At 46.6% G+C, this 17082-nt stretch carries 10 protein-coding genes; 8 read left to right on the top strand and 2 right to left on the bottom strand.

The genetic code is table 11. The features are described 5' to 3' along the window. The first annotated feature begins 13 nt into the window (after positions 1-13). The 5 genes from ACHHV8_RS06735 to ACHHV8_RS06755 all read left to right on the top strand — a co-directional run bounded on the left by ACHHV8_RS06735 (position 14) and on the right by ACHHV8_RS06755 (position 8347). On the top strand, positions 14-886 hold the full coding sequence (locus tag ACHHV8_RS06735; RefSeq protein WP_395157590.1) for a carbohydrate ABC transporter permease: 873 nt from the start codon (positions 14-16) through the stop codon (positions 884-886). A 90-nt stretch (positions 887-976) separates the two neighbouring features. Then, positions 977-2554 (top strand): extracellular solute-binding protein, encoded by a 1578-nt coding sequence (locus ACHHV8_RS06740; protein WP_395157591.1) that lies wholly within the window; start codon positions 977-979, stop codon positions 2552-2554. Between the two features lie 555 nt (positions 2555-3109). Next, complete coding sequence (locus ACHHV8_RS06745) at positions 3110-4861, top strand: family 43 glycosylhydrolase (RefSeq protein WP_395157592.1); 1752 nt, start codon at positions 3110-3112, stop codon at positions 4859-4861. Between the two features lie 230 nt (positions 4862-5091). Beyond that, the gene (locus ACHHV8_RS06750) at positions 5092-6528 is read left to right on the top strand and encodes a response regulator transcription factor (RefSeq protein WP_395157593.1); all 1437 of its coding nucleotides are present in this window, start codon (positions 5092-5094) and stop codon (positions 6526-6528) included. Between the two features lie 16 nt (positions 6529-6544). Further along, positions 6545-8347 (top strand): cache domain-containing sensor histidine kinase, encoded by a 1803-nt coding sequence (locus tag ACHHV8_RS06755; protein WP_395157594.1) that lies wholly within the window; start codon positions 6545-6547, stop codon positions 8345-8347. Between the two features lie 315 nt (positions 8348-8662). Here ACHHV8_RS06755 and ACHHV8_RS06760 read toward each other — a convergent pair whose 3' ends face one another. After that, the gene (locus tag ACHHV8_RS06760) at positions 8663-11209 is read right to left on the bottom strand and encodes an MGH1-like glycoside hydrolase domain-containing protein (RefSeq protein WP_395157595.1); all 2547 of its coding nucleotides are present in this window, start codon (positions 11207-11209) and stop codon (positions 8663-8665) included. Positions 11210-11509: 300 nt separating this feature from the next. Here ACHHV8_RS06760 and ACHHV8_RS06765 point away from each other — a divergent pair, with 300 nt between their 5' ends. From ACHHV8_RS06765 to ACHHV8_RS06775, 3 genes are all read left to right on the top strand, one after another. Continuing rightward, positions 11510-12046, top strand: a complete 537-nt coding sequence (locus ACHHV8_RS06765) for a cupin domain-containing protein (RefSeq protein WP_395157596.1) — start codon at positions 11510-11512, stop codon at positions 12044-12046. Then, positions 12021-12431, top strand: coding sequence for a helix-turn-helix domain-containing protein (locus ACHHV8_RS06770; protein WP_395157597.1), 411 nt, complete (start codon positions 12021-12023; stop codon positions 12429-12431). The genes ACHHV8_RS06765 and ACHHV8_RS06770 overlap by 26 nt, the downstream gene beginning before the upstream one ends. A gap of 91 nt (positions 12432-12522) precedes the next feature. Next, positions 12523-13644, top strand: coding sequence for a Fic family protein (locus tag ACHHV8_RS06775; protein ID WP_395157598.1), 1122 nt, complete (start codon positions 12523-12525; stop codon positions 13642-13644). A gap of 154 nt (positions 13645-13798) precedes the next feature. Here ACHHV8_RS06775 and ACHHV8_RS36795 read toward each other — a convergent pair whose 3' ends face one another. After that, complete coding sequence (locus ACHHV8_RS36795) at positions 13799-16885, bottom strand: histidine kinase (RefSeq protein ID WP_483874876.1); 3087 nt, start codon at positions 16883-16885, stop codon at positions 13799-13801. Positions 16886-17082: the final 197 nt, after the last annotated feature.

Genomic DNA, 17082 nt, shown 5'->3' on the forward strand with positions numbered 1-17082 from the left:
GAGTGTGAGTTTGTTGAATAGAAACAAAAGAATCGATTTTACCGATATAAGTATTATTTTAATCATAACGATTGTATCCATTACTTGTTTAATTCCATTTTTATATATGATTTCGCTCTCTCTTAGTTCGAATGATGCCATTATTTCTCAGAAGGTCGCCATTTGGCCGGTAGACTTCACACTTGAAACGTACCGAACGATTCTAAGCGATGTTGAAATGATTTATACACTTGGGTACACGATTGTGCTGACGATTGTCTATACACTGGTTTGTATGTTTTTAACGGTTTGTGCAGCTTATCCGCTGACAAAGCAAAGACTAATGGGAAGAAGCTTGATTTTAACCGTTCTGGTATTCACCATGTATTTTAGCGGAGGTTTAATACCCAGCTATATTCTTGTGAAAAATCTGGATTTGATGAATACGATGTGGAGCTTAATTTTGCCAGGCGCTATGAGTGTTTTCAATTTAATCATCCTCAAAACCTTTTTTGCATCGCTTCCGGAAAGCTTGGAAGAATCGGCCTCGATTGACGGTTGTAATGATCTCGGAATCCTGGTACGAATTGTTCTTCCGTTATCTTTGCCTTCTATAGCAACGTTAAGCCTCTTTTATGCGGTGGATAGATGGAACGGTTTTCAGGATGCGCTGTTTTATATCACAGATAAGAATCTGTATCCGATGCAATTAAAGCTGTACCAAATCATCACGGCGAACCAGCAGCTCGATACCCAGCAAGGTGAAGGCAGTGTTGGGGCTTATATTGTTCCTGAGTCATTGAAAGCGGCAAGTGTTATGTTTGCAACCGTTCCCATCTTGGTTGTTTACCCGAAACTTCAAAAATATTTTGTGGATGGCGTCATGACGGGGGCAATTAAAGGATAGGAGGGCGGAGTGAAGGGTGGTGGTTATTGGACCAGGCACTGCGGAAAAGTCGGTTTTTTTGCTGAAAATGATAAAGGAGAGGTCATAAAAATGAAAATGAAAAAAATGTTGGTTGTACTGCCGGTTTCAACACTATTCATAGGTGCTTTGGCAGGATGTGGAGGCGAGAGTGATAAAGTAAGCCAATCGGCATCACCGGCAGCTTCAACACCTTCCAGTCCTCCGGTTACACTAACAGTTGAAGTATTTGACAGAGGCATACAGGGACAGCCGGATCTGAACAATAATACGTGGACCCGGTATATCAATGATAATTTCGGTAAACAGAACAATGCGATTGTGAAATTTGTTGCGGTACCCAGATCTCAAGAAATTGACAAGCTCAATGTATTGATGGCAGCAGGGGAGGCGCCCGATGTCTCATTTACTTATGACAGCGCAACCGTATCCAGATACGCTAAAGTGAACGGTATTGTTCAATTGAACGATTTATTGGCTAAGCATGGCAAAGAATTAACGAATTATTTGGGTAAGACCGTGCTTTCTTATGGACTATTCGATGGAAAACAGATGGCGATTCCTGCCAAACGAACTTCGCTGGCATGGAATGGCATGTTTATTCGAAAGGATTGGCTCGATAAATTAGGGATGCCTGTTCCTACGACGAGGGATGAATTATATAACACTTTAGTTGCATTCCGCGATAAAAATCCGGGAGGCGTCGATGGCGTTATCCCTTGGGGCTTAGCTGCAACGGGTTTGAATTATAACTATGGAAACTTAGGCGAATCCTTCTGGGGGAAAGAGTCGGAGGAGCAATTCGTTACGGCTCCGTACAGCTGGTTAAGACCCGGCAACAAGGATGCGATGAGGTTTCTGAACAAGCTCTACAATGAAAAATTAATTAGCCCTGATTTCGCTTTAGACAAAACAGCCAAGCAAGCGGATGCCGATCTGACGAACGGCAAAATCGGATTTTTCAGCGCCAATTGGGATTATCCGTTACGGCAAAATATTAGCCAGCCCTTAAAAGCCAATGTGCCGACTGCAAACTATGTGCCGATTGACGTGTTCCAAAATTACGAAGGTAAGTATAAGAAAATCGCATATAACGAGAACGGCGTCAATGTCATTATTCCTAAGAGCAGTAAAAATGCGGAGCTGGCTATTAAATATTTGAACTGGATGGCCGACCCGAAAAACTTGTTCTTCCTTCAATATGGTCAAGAAGGAGTCAACCACAAGATGGTGAACGGGATTCCGCAGGTGATTAATCAGACCGGGGACAATATGCAGACGAGTTATCTGAATCTGGATTACACACTGGTGGTCAATGGGGTGGAGCTTGGCGACCCTGAGAAAAATATTAAGGCTTTAGCTGCATCGGCGCCTGGATATGAAGAAGTGGCAGAACAATCGTACAAAATCAGTACGACGGATACGTACACCAGCTTCTTCTTTGATACGCCGAATGAGTCCAACATTAAGTTCGGCAAAACATTAGGGGATATGAACAAGCTCATGACGGATAAACTGATCGTCTGCAAGCCTCCAGAATTCGATGCTTTGTACGATAAGCTGGTTGCAGAATACCTGGCAGCAGGCGCGCAGGCTGTGACGGATGAAAATGTGAAGATCTACAAAGCAATGCAAGCAAGTAAGAAGTAAGCGGAAGAGCATGTACAACAATTCATATAAGCCGTTGTTCAATCATCGGCTTATATGAATATCAATCAATCGGCTTATGATGAGAACTCCAATCATCCAAGATGGTCTGTGATTCCAACCGACCGCGGCTCCTTCTGGATTACATCGGGCAGCAGTGGCGGATACAGCCTGTAGGAGGTGGTGAATATGTAAATGGCACCGGAGCTGGCATTACGAATGGCACGTCAGTCATTCAATCGCCGAAGACAACGGTTTTTGACAGCGCTTCCAATGGAATGGGGAGTATAACAACTTGTGGGATTACAAAAGGAGCCGACAATCAGCAAGTAAAATTTTGTTGTTAAACAAGGAAAGTAAATTGTAAGTCAAAAAAGGAGGTTGTCTCATGGGAAAAATCAAAAAATCCAGTTGGGTATTGTTTTGCGCTTCAATTGTCATTAGCTTGTTCGCATCCTCGTCGGGATTAGCTTACGCTGCTCCGATTCACGCCGGACCACAATTCGTGGATGGCTATTATGCAGACCCGGATGTACAGATTTATGATGGGCCTATTGGGTGTATCCGACTCGTGCAAGTCAACCTGGCGAGCCCTCCAGCGCGGGCGCGAAATCGATGGATATCTTCTCTTCAACCGATATGGTCAATTGGACCAAACACGCCAATGTCATAAGCTCTGCTAATATATCATGGTTAGAAGACTCATTGTGGGCACCCAACGGGGTTTACCGCAATGGGAAATACTACATCTACTTTGCTGCTAACGCAATCAATGGCGATGGTCAATTAGGCGGAATTGGCGTTGCCGTGGCGGATAACCCAGAAGGTCCCTATACCGATGCGATCGGCGCCCCCCTTATAAATGTTGTCAGAAATGGCGCAGGTCCAATGGATCAGGATGTATTTATTGATGATGACGGTCAGGCTTATATGTATTATGGCAGCTGGGGCGAATGCAATGTTGTAAAGCTTAACGCTGACATGAAATCGCTGGGAACATGGCCTGACGGAACTGTCTATAAGAAAGTTACGCCCACTAAAACGGGCGATAATGATTATTTTGAAGCGCCCAAAGTGTTCAAGAGAAACGGGATCTACTATATGAATTATGCTGCCGGGGTATGGGCAGATTCTTCTTACAAGGTCATGTATGCAACGTCGAGCTCGGTAACAGGACCCTTTGTACCACAAGGCATTATGCTGCATACGGATACGACAACAGCAGATGGGCCTGGTCATAATGGTATTGTTCAATCGCCTGTAACCAATGATTGGTACATTTTTTACCATAAGCGTTATCTAAGCAGCGGACAACGCGTGCTGGCATACGATAAATTTGAGTTTAATGCCGATAATACGATTAAACCCGTCGAAATGGCCGTGGAAGATAACTTTGAAGACGGTAATGATACAGGATGGACCCCATATGGCGGCACATGGACAGCATCAGGCGGTCAGTATAATGTAGGATCAAATCCAGGGGCCAAGGCTCTTCTGGACACCAATTTCTCAGATCTGGTTTATGAAGCGGATGTGACACCCGGTTCAACCGGCGATGCGGGTCTGGTATTCAGGGTATCTAATCCTGGAACAGGTACGGATGCTTACCAAGGCTACTATGCCGGACTCGATGTTCCCAATCAGAAGGTGTTCATTGGCAAGGCCAACAACAACTGGACATCGCTCGCCGCTGCTTCTATGAGCTTAACGGCGAATACAAAGTATCACGTCAAAATTGTAGCACAAGGCGCGTCCATTCAGGTTTATGTGGATGATATGGCTGCACCTAAGGTTAGTGTGACGGATTCCACCTATACTGGGGGGAAAACAGGAGTCAGGACATTCAATTCAGCTGCCAAATTCGATAATATTTCCGTTCAAAGCAGCCGATATGAAACTGAAAATTTAATTGTAAGCGCAACCTCGGGTGCCAAACACGCCATGTTCGGCAATGGAACCGGCCGGGACCTCAGTCTGAGCGGGGGATTTGGAACTGCGCTGAACGCCAGTGGAGTCAACGACTATGTGACTTACACAGTGAATGTGCCTGAGGCACGCACCTATACTGTAAAGGTCGGTGTGAAAAAGGGTAACAACAGGGGACAGTTCCAGTTGTCGGTCAACGGTATAAATCACGGTGCAGTTCAGGATTTATATTCAAGTGCATTTAACTATGTGGAACTGAATGTGGCAACGATAACCTTCAGTTCCGCAGGCGATAAATCCTTCAAGTTTAATGTTACAGGTAAAAATGCTTCAAGCTCAGACTACGATCTGTCGCTTGATTATATTAAACTCGTACCTAATTGATGTACTCTAAACCTAGGCCCCGGCCTAGGTTTTTTGCTTTAATTGAGTATATACTTTCACAACTGAAAGGCTTACAATACCATTGATCAGATAAAAACATAAATAATTACAAAATTAATTTATAAAAATACATTTTATTCATCAAAATTTAGAGTACTATTATTTACATAAAAAATCTTCATCGGGAAGTCATTAACAGGTTTCAATGATCAACGATCACGGAGGTACTGATGTATAGTGTAATTATTGTAGATGATGAACCTTGGGCGATAAAAGGAATAAGGAATGCCTTTAACTGGCATCAATACGGGTTCGAGATCATAGGTCAATTTACAAGTGCCCACAAGGCCATGGAGTTCATTTCTGAGGGATCTCCCGATCTGGTCTTTACCGATATCAGAATGCCCGATATTTCCGGCCTTGACCTTATGAGGATGACGAAAGACATGGGATTGGACGTTGACTTCGTTGTTGTAAGCGGTTTCGCTGAATTTGCTTATGCGCAGGAGGCTATAAGATACGGTGCGCTGGATTATTGTCTCAAGCCCTTGGATATCGAGCTGGCGGATCCCTTAATGGAAAAGCTGGCCTTGCATTTCTCCAAGAAGCGAAGCGTTCGAAATAACCTTATTTTAGAGGCGCTTACCGCACCGGATAAAAGTGATTTAAAAAGTTTGACGCCATTTTTGGATAATGCATCGGATAATTATTTGCGTGTCGTTATCGTGTATTCCAATAGTGAGATCAAGGAGGGTCAAGCCATTCAGTTTGGCGGTATTGAGCAGACCTTAGAGGTTGAATTGGGCTCAAGAAAGACGCTGTACATTCTCAAAAGTGATAAGAAATCAGAGCTGGATGTTCAATTGGATGCGGCAATACTCACAGGCTCGAATATAAAATCGATAGGAATTAGCTCCATTTCTACGAATTACGATCACATGGCCAAGCTCATCAAGGAATCCGATCTTGCAGCTTCACAGCCATTTTTGCATGAGGAACAAGGGATATTTGAATATGAGCCCAAGCTCAGTTTGGTGAATTCGTTTATCGATGGCATGGCTTCCAGTATAAAAGAGAAAAGGTTTGAAGACCTGGATGACATCATGCAGAAAATGAAGAATTTCTTCTCATCTTATCATTTAGGTATGGGAGAAGTCGTTTATGTATGGAATCAAGTGGTCAGCACCTTGGTTGGCACCTATTACGAAGAATTGAAGGACATGGAGCTTGATTTCCTCAACTATTCTGAACTGAAGGAACGATTTGAAAACTTTGATTCCTTATGCAGCTTTTTAAATGATATTTTCATCTACTTAAAGCAGCTTAACGGCCAGTCCATCCATGAAAACGATAAGCACGCTTATTTTACCCAGCTGGTGAAATATATCGACAATCATTATCAGGAAGAGCTGTATTTGAAAGATTTATCTGTCAAATTTCTGATCAACCAAGTGTACTGCTGCCAACTGTTCAAAAAAGTTTTGGGCAAAACCTTTTCGGGCTATGTAACCGATTTGAGAATCAAAAAAGCTTGTGAGCTATTGAAAAGTACAGAGCTGTCCATTGAAGAAATTGCAACCAAAGTAGGTTATTTGGACTATTATTATTTCAATAAAGTATTTAAGAAGCATTGTGGGATTACGCCTACGAAATTCAGAAAAGGCTGACTGGAGTGGGGGAAACTTGAAGATTAGCAGACTCAAGCTTAAACATCAGATCGTACTGATCTTTTTATTTTCGATTCTCATATTTACCATCATGGAATGCTATTCCTACTATAGCTTTTATAATTTAACCCAAAAGAGAGCTATAAATTATGGGAATACGATCATAGAACAAACTCGCCAAAAGATCGATTCCGTTTTTAACGATATTCAAGTCAGCACCAACATAGCTGTGGATAATAAATGGGTACAGGAATTTACCGTTGCAGAGGATGACTATAAAAGGAGCTTTGACATTGGCACGTATGTCATCGACCTCGTTGAATATATGAGGCTCTTTAATTCTTATTTGAGCGGCATTGTGATTACTGATAGCCAAGGAAGGAGAATTTCCAGTCTGGCGACGGCCAACGGGGATATTACGTTTTCCAATCAATATACTGCTTTTATTCATTCATTTACAAATGAGAGTGAAACAGCCGGTAAAGGGAAATTTACAAGCCTATTAAAGGATGAGAAAACAGGAAATGAATATTTCTTTTATATAGCCCCCATTATTGAGGCGATTGGCGGGGTTCAATTTGCTAAAAAGACAGGCTATTGTTCAGTCATCGTGAATAGGGACAAGATGCAAGAGCTTGTGGAAAACACAGAATTGACGCCTAACTCAGCTTTGTATATCCTTAACAGCCAGAATGAGGTCATTGCGGCAAATAATGCACAATGGCATGGCAATGTATTCAAGGAAATTCTTGCGATAGATAGTCAAAGTTTAACTGATGGGGTCAAAACCAAAATCGATGGGGAAGAGGTCATCGTACAGGCCAAAGGCTTGAGGCAGGCGGACGGATGGCGGATCGTCAGTATGATACCGGTGCATGAGCTGACAACGGACATGAAGGCGATTAAGAACATTAGCATTATTGCAGGAATTGGTATCATTGTAAGTATCATGATTCTGGGGTACTTTTTCTTAAACAATCTGACTAGACCTGTGATGGGGCTTGTCTCCGATATGAAAAAAATTGGAAATCGCGACCGAGGCTTCCGGGTGAAGGTTCGGTCAACCAATGAAGTTGGCGTTCTGGCTTATGATATTAATAATATGATTGACAAAATGGAAGAGATGACGAGTCACGTTGTTACTACCCAGGCAAGATTATATGAGGCTGAATTGAGCAAAAAACAGGCGGAGTTTTCTGCCTTGCAAAGTCAAATCAACCCGCATTTCCTTTATAATACTTTAAATTGCATTAGTAGTATCGGTCTGGAATACGGCAGTAAGGAAATCGCGCAGATGACTTCAAGCATGTCCAAGATTTTTCGATATAGTATTGAAAAAAGCGAACTCGTTTTAATAAGCGATGAGGTTCAATGTATTAAGGCCTATCTCAATATTATTTCCATTCGATATGAAAACAAGTTCTCTTTGGAAGTGAAGGTTGATGACAAGCTGTTGGGTATGAAAACACCTAAAATGATCCTGCAGCCCATTGTGGAAAATTCCGTCTATCATGGACTCGAAAGTATGGACGCAGGAGGACGACTTTGTGTCAGCGGCCGTATTGACGAGAATGGCGATATCTGTTTTCAAGTAACCGATACGGGGAAAGGGATAGGTCAAGAGGAACTGGAACGCATAAAGGCGAACCTGCATATGGAGTATTCGGAGAGAGCGAAAACTAGTTTAGAAGGGAAAAATATAGGGCTTTCCAATATTAATAATAGGATAAAGCTGCTGTTTGGAGAGGGTTACGGGGTAGAGATAGAGAGTCAACTTGGTCGTGGAACGACAGTGATGGTTAAGATTCCATCTATATGAAAAAATAACGCGAACAGAACCCGCCAACATCAATGATAGGCGGGTTCTTAGGCTGTTGAGAAACCTGTCTTGAGTGAAAAATGAGTACAGACGCAGGTGGGGTACTCAAGCTTACGAAGCCCGTTTTTTCTTCGAAAAACGCTTAGTTTACGCCCGCCTTTAAAATCCGTGAAAATACCGTAAATTCTAATCCCATTCACGGATTTTAACAGCGGCTGGAGGAAGATACCCCACCGGAGTATCACGCAAATACAAGGTTTCTCAACAAGCTTGAGCCCCGCCAGAGACAGGCGGGGTCTGCTGCGTACAAACCTTTTAACGCGCCCGGATCCGCACAGCGGCCTTCGGCATACAATCGGAAATGCACATCTCTACACCGCCGCAGCTGTTCATCGTCCAGTGCACGGTACATCCTGTTCCCTCAGCTTCATAGTGCAAGCCTTCCGCCATGTTGACCACGATGCTGAAGGCTTGTTCGGCTTCACCCGCATAGTGAAATTCCGCCTGATACGCCGTATAGCTTTCGTTAAAGGACTGCTGCAGCATCCAAACATGAAAACCGGTGGAAACTTTGCCAAGCTGGTAATAAGCAGCAAACCAATTGACGACCGGAGCCGACAAACCGCCGAAATGATGCCAGCCTGCGCCTCGGCCTGTTTGCACGATAAAGTGCTCATAACAGTTATAGGTGGCCTCGGTCTCACGCTTCCATAACTTTAAAGCGGTATCCGCGATGCGGAAAGCAAGCTCGGGGTAACCCAAATCGAGCATGGTTTTCCAGAAAAACCATTGATGCGGCATCCAAACCGCACCGTTCCAGTAGCCGTCCGCCCGATAATAAGGCGCGCTTTGGTCAACGGTGGACAGGCCGATTGGCGTCCATAAACGTTTCTCATCGAACAGCGCGGCAACCAGGCGCTCCGCACGCGATTTACTGCAGATGCCGGCGACCAGCGGGTAAAGCCCATCCATCCCCATGTTGTAATTGGCCCCGGAGCTGTGCCGTAGTGGGCCTTCCGGCTCGCCCTGCTCGCTATGCACTACATAGCCGTAATAACCGGCTTCTTCATCCCAAGCGTACTTCTCCAAAGCATGGCTCCATCGTTCGATATCCTGCTCGTATTCTCTTATGTCTTTCTGCCAGTTCTCCGATATGGCGGCAGCCATTTTCAGGATTTTGGCAATACGAATGGCCTGGCTCGTTGTCACAATAGGGGCAACGGCTGCTTCCAGCGCTTGCTCATGCACATATTTTTGCGGCGGATAGTCGTCCCACCCCCCGGAATTATAGAAGTAATCCCATGTTTTCAGCAATCCTGAGCGCAGCAGGCCGGTAGTAGACCCGTTAATTTTCCCGGCCAGGAACAAATAATACTGACGTAATCGCGGATAAAAATGATTCAAGAAGGCGGGAGACTGCCCTTGGTTCCACAGCTCAAGAAACACATAATGCTGCACGGGCACCGGGCTGCCATGATGAATGAAGGCGGCCTGACGGTCACCAGGCTCTGTCATATACGCATTCAAGCAGTCGATGGAGCGCCCTGCATCCAAATCGGAGAACCCGAGTGCGATAAACCCTGAATCCCATGTATATAGGGAATCCCACCAGCGCCCTGGCGTGTTGTGGCGAATATACCTGCGTTTGGTGTAGACCGGGAAGACGGTATTGGTTAGCAGCGCAGCTCGCATAAGCTGCTGGCTGAACGCATAGGCGCCACCGGCAGCATAGGAGGGAGGCGGCATTACCTTCGCGCGTTCAGCTTCATACAAGGCTTCGCAGGTGTCGTAGTCCAGCGAAATTGCTGTCAGGGAGGCGAGCACTTCTTCGTACGTGCCGGAACAGACCATGCCATGCAGGATCTTCGAGGAAGCGGGTACGACATGGATGGGACGCATGAACACATTCGTAAAGTGACCCTTCCCATTCCCCTGCAAGACGGCATCCACGTGGTTATGCACCGTATGACGGGCATACCGATCCAGCTCGTCGTTGTTGTATTGTCGTATCTCGACATTGGGATAGTTCCACAAAAGGCCGTAATGATAAGGGCAATCTTTATATCGGAGGATCAGGCTGCCGGGAACGGGCCCTTCCAATAATTCAGGCTCGATGTGCCAGGAGCGGTCGGCAAAGACAACCTCCTCGACAGCATTGTGTTCGAGCAGGGTAAAGCCGTCCAGTACCAAGGGGCCGGAGCCGCAAGCAGATAAGGTAAGCGTGAAGTCACCTGCTGCAAGCGTCCCGATCGGCAGAAGGGCAACCCGGAGGGAGTTGGAAGCTTCTACATCGAATCGGTAGGTCTGATGTCCAATTTGAAGCTCAAGCTCTCCGCTGTTCTCCGCTTGATAGCGCAGCAGGAGTACGGCGTTTGTTAAAGAATCTGCGAGGTGGATCTCATAGCGCAGCAAGTCCCCTTGGCCGGCACCGAAGTGGCATCCTATGGCGGATCCTCCCGTAAAATGCTGGCCGCGAATTTCACCCCTAAGAAAACCGTCATAGACCAAGCCGTCCGACGGCCGCGGGCGTGCGAAATTCAATTCGCTGTAATCTAGCGCATCAACCCACACAGCGCCATCTGGCAGCTGCGCCTCTGCACAGATTTGTACGTCACCGTGCCCGAGAAGGCGAGGCGGCTGAAGCGAAGCCATCCAGTGCAGTACCAGGTTTTGCGGATGCTCGGATTGGTTCACGAACGATACTCGAATCAGACGGCACTGATCGGCTAGGCGGCTGAAGGAAATGTCGGCATAGACTCGATCTTTCCATTCAAGCTCATGGCGGTGGGAGAAGAAGCTGTAATCCGCCGTCGCCTCCCATGGATGATAGCCAGATTCCCACAGCACGTTGGGAATGTCCATTTTTCTCCTGTAGAAGCCAGGCATTAAACTAAGATCAAAACGCAAGCCGCGCGCTTGATCGCTGATATGGGAGATTCCCATATATTGTTTGGTATAAGGCCCCAAGCAGGCAGCCTAAGATCATGGTCATCGGGGAGTGTCTCGATTTCATGCATTGTGTATCGCTCCTTCGACATGTAAACTCTTCTCTTTATTCTAAAGGAGTCCATACCCCAATGCCTCTTGATATAAGCTTCAATTATCTTGAAAACGGACATTCATGATATGATGGGAGTAACAGTGAAGTGCAGGAGGAATCTCATGCCAGTGAATGTGAATCTGACAGCTTACGATAAAGAACAAGTGGATTATGCAGATCCGAATTTCCGGATTAAACTATGGACCGTACATCATTCCAGCCAACCATCCGTTCAATATGGGCCCTGGCACTATCATGAAGAAGTGGAGTTCATCGCTGTGCTGCAAGGTACGCTGACGATGGAAACAACACATTTCAGCTATAATCTGCAAGCTGGTCATGTGGTGATATTGGGCTCCAATGAGTTGCACAGATCTCATAAACATAAACATGACGATCTGCTGTATATCGTCTGCCATGTTGATATGGCGGCTTTTATGGACCCATCCTTGCTTCCGTATCTCGCCGCATTTACCGGCCGCTCGGCCAATTTAACTCAGCTCAATGAAACGCTGCGCAAATACCCGGCAAGCCTGCAGGTCACTTCACCAGCTTATCCATCAGATGCTGCACGATATGACGATACAACAGCGGGGCTACGAGCTCTCTATCAATGCCAGCTTGAAAAGGCTCATGTACACGTTAATTCAGATGGATGATGCCGGCATCATCCAACCGATGGACCCAAAGCTGGCGGAGAAATTGCGGCCTGCCCTTGTCTATATCGAGCAGCAGCTGGAATGTTCTTGCCAAATTGCGGATATAAGCAGCAAGCTGAACTATAATAGCAGTTATTTTGCCAAACTGTTCAAAAAAGGAATGGGGATGACGTTTACGTCGTACGTCCAGATGCGCCGAATGAAACGGGCAGAACAGCTTTTGCTGACAGAGGCGTGGTCAGTAACTGAAATCAGCGGCAAAGTAGGGTTTACCAGTCCAGCCCAGTTTTATCAATTATTCAAAAGGCATTTCGGCTGCTCGCCGAGGCAGTTTGTTGAGAAACGGACCTTGCCTAAACAAAGTAGTGAAGTTCTGGAAAAATAATTTTTTGATTTATAGAATAATCATTCACTCAAATAATGATTTTGCGGCAAAATAGCGGCAATGGTATAATGTTATTAAGGAAGGTGATGTTATGTTCACACCCAAGTATTCAATAACAGACGCTATTGCCCGCAGACTAATGGATATACAGCGTGCAAGTGTTGTGGTGGATCTGCTTCCATTACCTGCATCAATTTTAGATTTGCTTAAGAAAGAATCGATGGAACAGACGGTCATTCTTTCCACAAAAATTGAAGGAAACACACTTGACGAGGCGACGAAGCGAAAAGTTTTGTACCAAACCAGCAATGACAATGAGGAGCAAGAGGTTTATAACTTAATGAAAGCTTTGGAATACCTGGATGAAGCCGAAAAAAGGCAGCTCCCGGTCACAGAGGAATTTATTAAAAAGCTGCATGCTATTATCCGAATATCGCATGGACGAAGACCGCGTATCAGCGACTACCGCGAAGAACAAAATCAAGTAGGCAGCCGAAACGCTTCCGGTTTTTATTTGCCGCCGGAATGGGAAGATGTCCCTGTATTAATGGAAGATCTGGTGGCCTGGGTGAACTCACCGGAAACGTATTCGGTTCCGGTTCCTATCAAGGCTGGTATATTCATGTGGCAGTTTCTGACAGTACATCCGTATATGGATGGGAATGGCCGAACGGCCCGAATGATTACGACCTATCTTTTACGCCGTGGCGGATATGGCTTAAAGGGATTATTTGTACTCGAGAATTTCTATGACCGCAACTTGGCTGAATATTATCGCCGACTCCAGTTGGGTCTCCATCACAATTATTATTTTGGGCGGAATGAGGCTGACTTTACGCCTTGGCTGGAGTTCTTTATTGATGGTTTGGCGGAGGTTTTTCAAGAAGCCGCAGCCATCGTAACGGAGAAATCCGCCCAAATGACGAAAATCGAACCGGATCTGATTCGCAAGTTAGATCCCCAGCAAAGAATGGTGTTCGCTCAATTAACCTTTAAACAAGACACCCTAACGACAAGCGAAATGAGGGAACTGCTGCGTTTGTCGGATCGTTCAATAAGGGAAAAGGTAAGTCATTGGAGAGAAGAAGGATTCATTGAGCCGCGCGATCAAGATGCCAAAAGAGTTCGTTCGGTCAAATTATCCGCTGAATATGAGAAGTTGGCTCAAGACATTCGGAATGCCCCGGATAAGTTCGCTCATTTTTTAAAATGAATACAGCACTGCGATCTCAAGTTGAGATATCGCAGTGTTTTTTCTCTTAGTCAATAACTTATCCTGTGCCGGTAAAGTCAGCCTTGAACCACATCGTGCTGAAATCTGCTCTCGGGTCGTCAGTAACAGCCTGCCGGACGCAGACCGCTCAGGCTCATGCCTGACTCTGCTTGCCTTCATCAACCCCGGCTAAACTGATGCGCATATCTACGCAAGTCCCAAGCCCCTGCTCAGACGTAATAGTCATGCCGCTCGAAGGCTCGTTCTGCGAATAGAGCCGGATCCGTTCATCTACATTGTACAGGCCAAAGCTTTGAACGGCTGCCGGCTCCGCGGGCGCTTTAAGCAAGGCTTCAAGACGTTCCGGCGGTATGCCTATACCGTCGTCCGTCACTGTAATGCGGAGCGTTGCATGGTCCAGCGAAGCTGTAATAGTAATCGTGCCGTGCTTGGGGCGCTTCTGATGAATGCCATGAAGCACAGCATTTTCAACCAATGGTTGAATAATCATCTTGGGAATGGTGCAAGGCAAGGCCGCTTCGTCGATCTGGTAGACCATCCGGATGCCGTCGTCGTTTCGTTTGTTTTGAATATGCATGTAGGATCGGATCAGTTGAAGCTCTTCTTCAAGTGTGACGATATAACGTCCCTTGCTGAGACTTTGCCTGAAGTAGGAGGATAACGATTCGATCATATCGCTGATGTCGTCAGCCTTCCTGCGAATGGCCATCCAATGGATGCTGTCCAGTGTGTTGTACAGAAAGTGCGGATTAATCTGTGCTTGCAGCACTCTAAGCTGGGCATCCCGCTCTAACAGCTTGGCTTGATACGATTCAGCCGTCAGGTCATGCACGGTCTGCACCATGCGGGCCACACCCTGCTCCAGCTCCCGAAGATCCCCGCTGTGCCGGGCGTCCAGCCGATCGATGCCATCTCTCTTCATGCTTAGAATCAGCTCCCGAATTCGGCGGCTCAGTCTTTCTGCTGCGTAAGCAAACGAGAGCACAAGGATGAAGATGAATACAATCGATGAAGCAGCCAATATGATGACAGCCGAGATACGCGTTAAGGCAAGGCTTTCGCCCGATACCTCGACGGAGGGAAGCTTGGCAACGATCGTCCATCCCGTGAGGGGAATTTGACGGTATAGAACAGCGACCTCGGCGGAGCCGTTCCATTGAAAGTATCCGTCCTCATGACCCAGCATCGAATGCAGCTGTGCGTCGGTCAAGTCGATTTTGCTTCCGATTTTACTGCTGTCCCGGTAAGATACAATAATTCCTTCCTGATCTATAATAGCCACTTCCTGAGAGGGGGCCAATTCAATATGGTCAACGATCTGGCGCAGCAATTGTTCCTTCACATCGACACTCAAGACTCCGATGATCTTATCGTAATCTTTAGGATCATGAAGAATGCGTGAGGCCGAAGCAACATAAGCGGGGTCACCGCCTACATAAGCTTGCAGATGCGTGCGTCCCCAATAAATCGCACCGTTGCGGGAACGGGCTTTGGCGAACCAGCTTTCTGCTTGAATATCCTGCAGCGAGAAGAAGTGCAGGGTTTCATGGGAGTATAACAGATCAGGCTGGACAAATAGCCGGATTTGCCGGACGTCGCCGCACGTTTCCTCATACCGGTCTCTCCCTGAACTCACTCGGAGTGAATCCCGTATGCTTCTTGAACAGCTTGCTGAAATAACTGGGTCCTTATATCCGACCGCATAGCAAATATCGTAGGTCTTGTTGCTTGGGTCAGACAGCAGACGTTTGGCTTCCCGCAGGCGTACCTCGATGACATAATCGTTAATGGTCATGCCGGTTTCCTGCTTGAACAATAAACAAATATACGTCGTCGTCAAGTAAACGGATGATGCGATTTCAGCGATGGTCAGCTCTTTGGCGTAATGCTCCTCGATGTAGTCTTTAATTAGCGTGACCACGTTTCGGGTCTTTCTCTCCCTTTTATCTGCAATCACATCGTAGGTAAGACGGACATGGTCCAGCAGGGTCTGCTTCAGCTCGGCAACGGTTTCAATCGCAGGCAGCCGGTTCATCAAATGCCGTTCGCTTTGGTGAAGGGCGCCAACGGAAATATCAAGCTCAAGCAGCAGCTCCGAGCAGGCGATAATCATGTACATGCAGATGATTCTTCCATAAGGGACGGGGGCGGCCTCCTTGCCTTGTCCGAAGGCGTCATCCAGAAAACGGGTTACCGTCGGCCAGCTCGGTGATTTGAGCACAGAAATGCAGGAGCGTACATCGAGCTGTAACGCAGAATGGTGTGAGCCGGGGGTGCCGGCCAGACTGTCCATCGTAATAATTTGGTTTTTGCCGAGAAACCATCTGTGCTCTGCGGCCTCCGCAGCAATCCGGTACGCATCCGGAAGGGAGAACCAATCGTGCACGGTGGAGCCGACTCCTATCGTGACATTGCGCTTCAGCAGAAGATTGATTTGCGTTCTGCATTCTTGAATGATCGTGAACAACCGTTCTTCTTCCTGGTCGCTGCCAAAATGAACAAGGCCGACATACTCGCCCGGCTTGCTTTCAAAAGCATGGCCGCCATAGGCCTGCTTAATTATATCTTCGCTAATATTCAGCAAGGCGAAGGAGAGCATCTGCTTGTCTCGCTCCGTCATTTCATGAGAGGCAGCGGAAAAGTCGTCGACGCGAATCACGAACACGCCCAATTGCTCCACTTCAACGGGCAGCTGGATATCGAGCAGCTGAAATTTCTCCTCCAGGCTGTCGCGCGATTTAATACCGTCCACCACGAGTGTGGTTAAATACCTTTCACGCAATAACGGAATACTCTGATTCAGCTTCATCTGCTGATCGAGCCAGCTTTGGCGGGCTGCGTCCTCTTCCTGAAGGATACGCACTACACGCGATAAAACCTCATTCAACTCCTGAAGCCGGACAGGCTTCAATATATAATCTACCGCTTCCAATTTAAGCGCCGACTTCAAATAGTCGACATCTCCGAAGCCGCTGATCAAGATAACCTTTACCGACGGATGGGTTTCGCGCAGCTTTTGGGCCAGAGCGATGCCATCCATATGCGGCATTCTTACGTCGGTCAATACAATATGAACCGAAGCGGATGCTGCAAGGGGTAAAGCGATTTCGCCGTCTTCTGCTTCACCTGCGATTTCAAGCCCCAGGGCTTCCCAGTCTACGCAATCGCGCAGGCCTGAACGAACAGACGACTCATCATCAACAATGAGCACACGATACATTTGCATTCCTCCTAAGGCTGCCCCTGTAGAGAAACCGGCCCCGTAAGCATCTGCTGCTTGGAATGGAACCGAACGAAACTCTATACACTAGCACCAGAAATCGTAATCCGCCCCCTATATCCAATGCGGGAGGGACTATACAATAAATACAGAAGCTGCTTCTACCCAAGCTTATTGTAAGAGGAAATCGAACGTGA

It is taken from the genome of Paenibacillus sp. TAB_01 (assembly GCF_043945595.1).
Taxonomy (GTDB): Bacteria; Bacillota; Bacilli; order Paenibacillales; family NBRC-103111; genus Paenibacillus_S.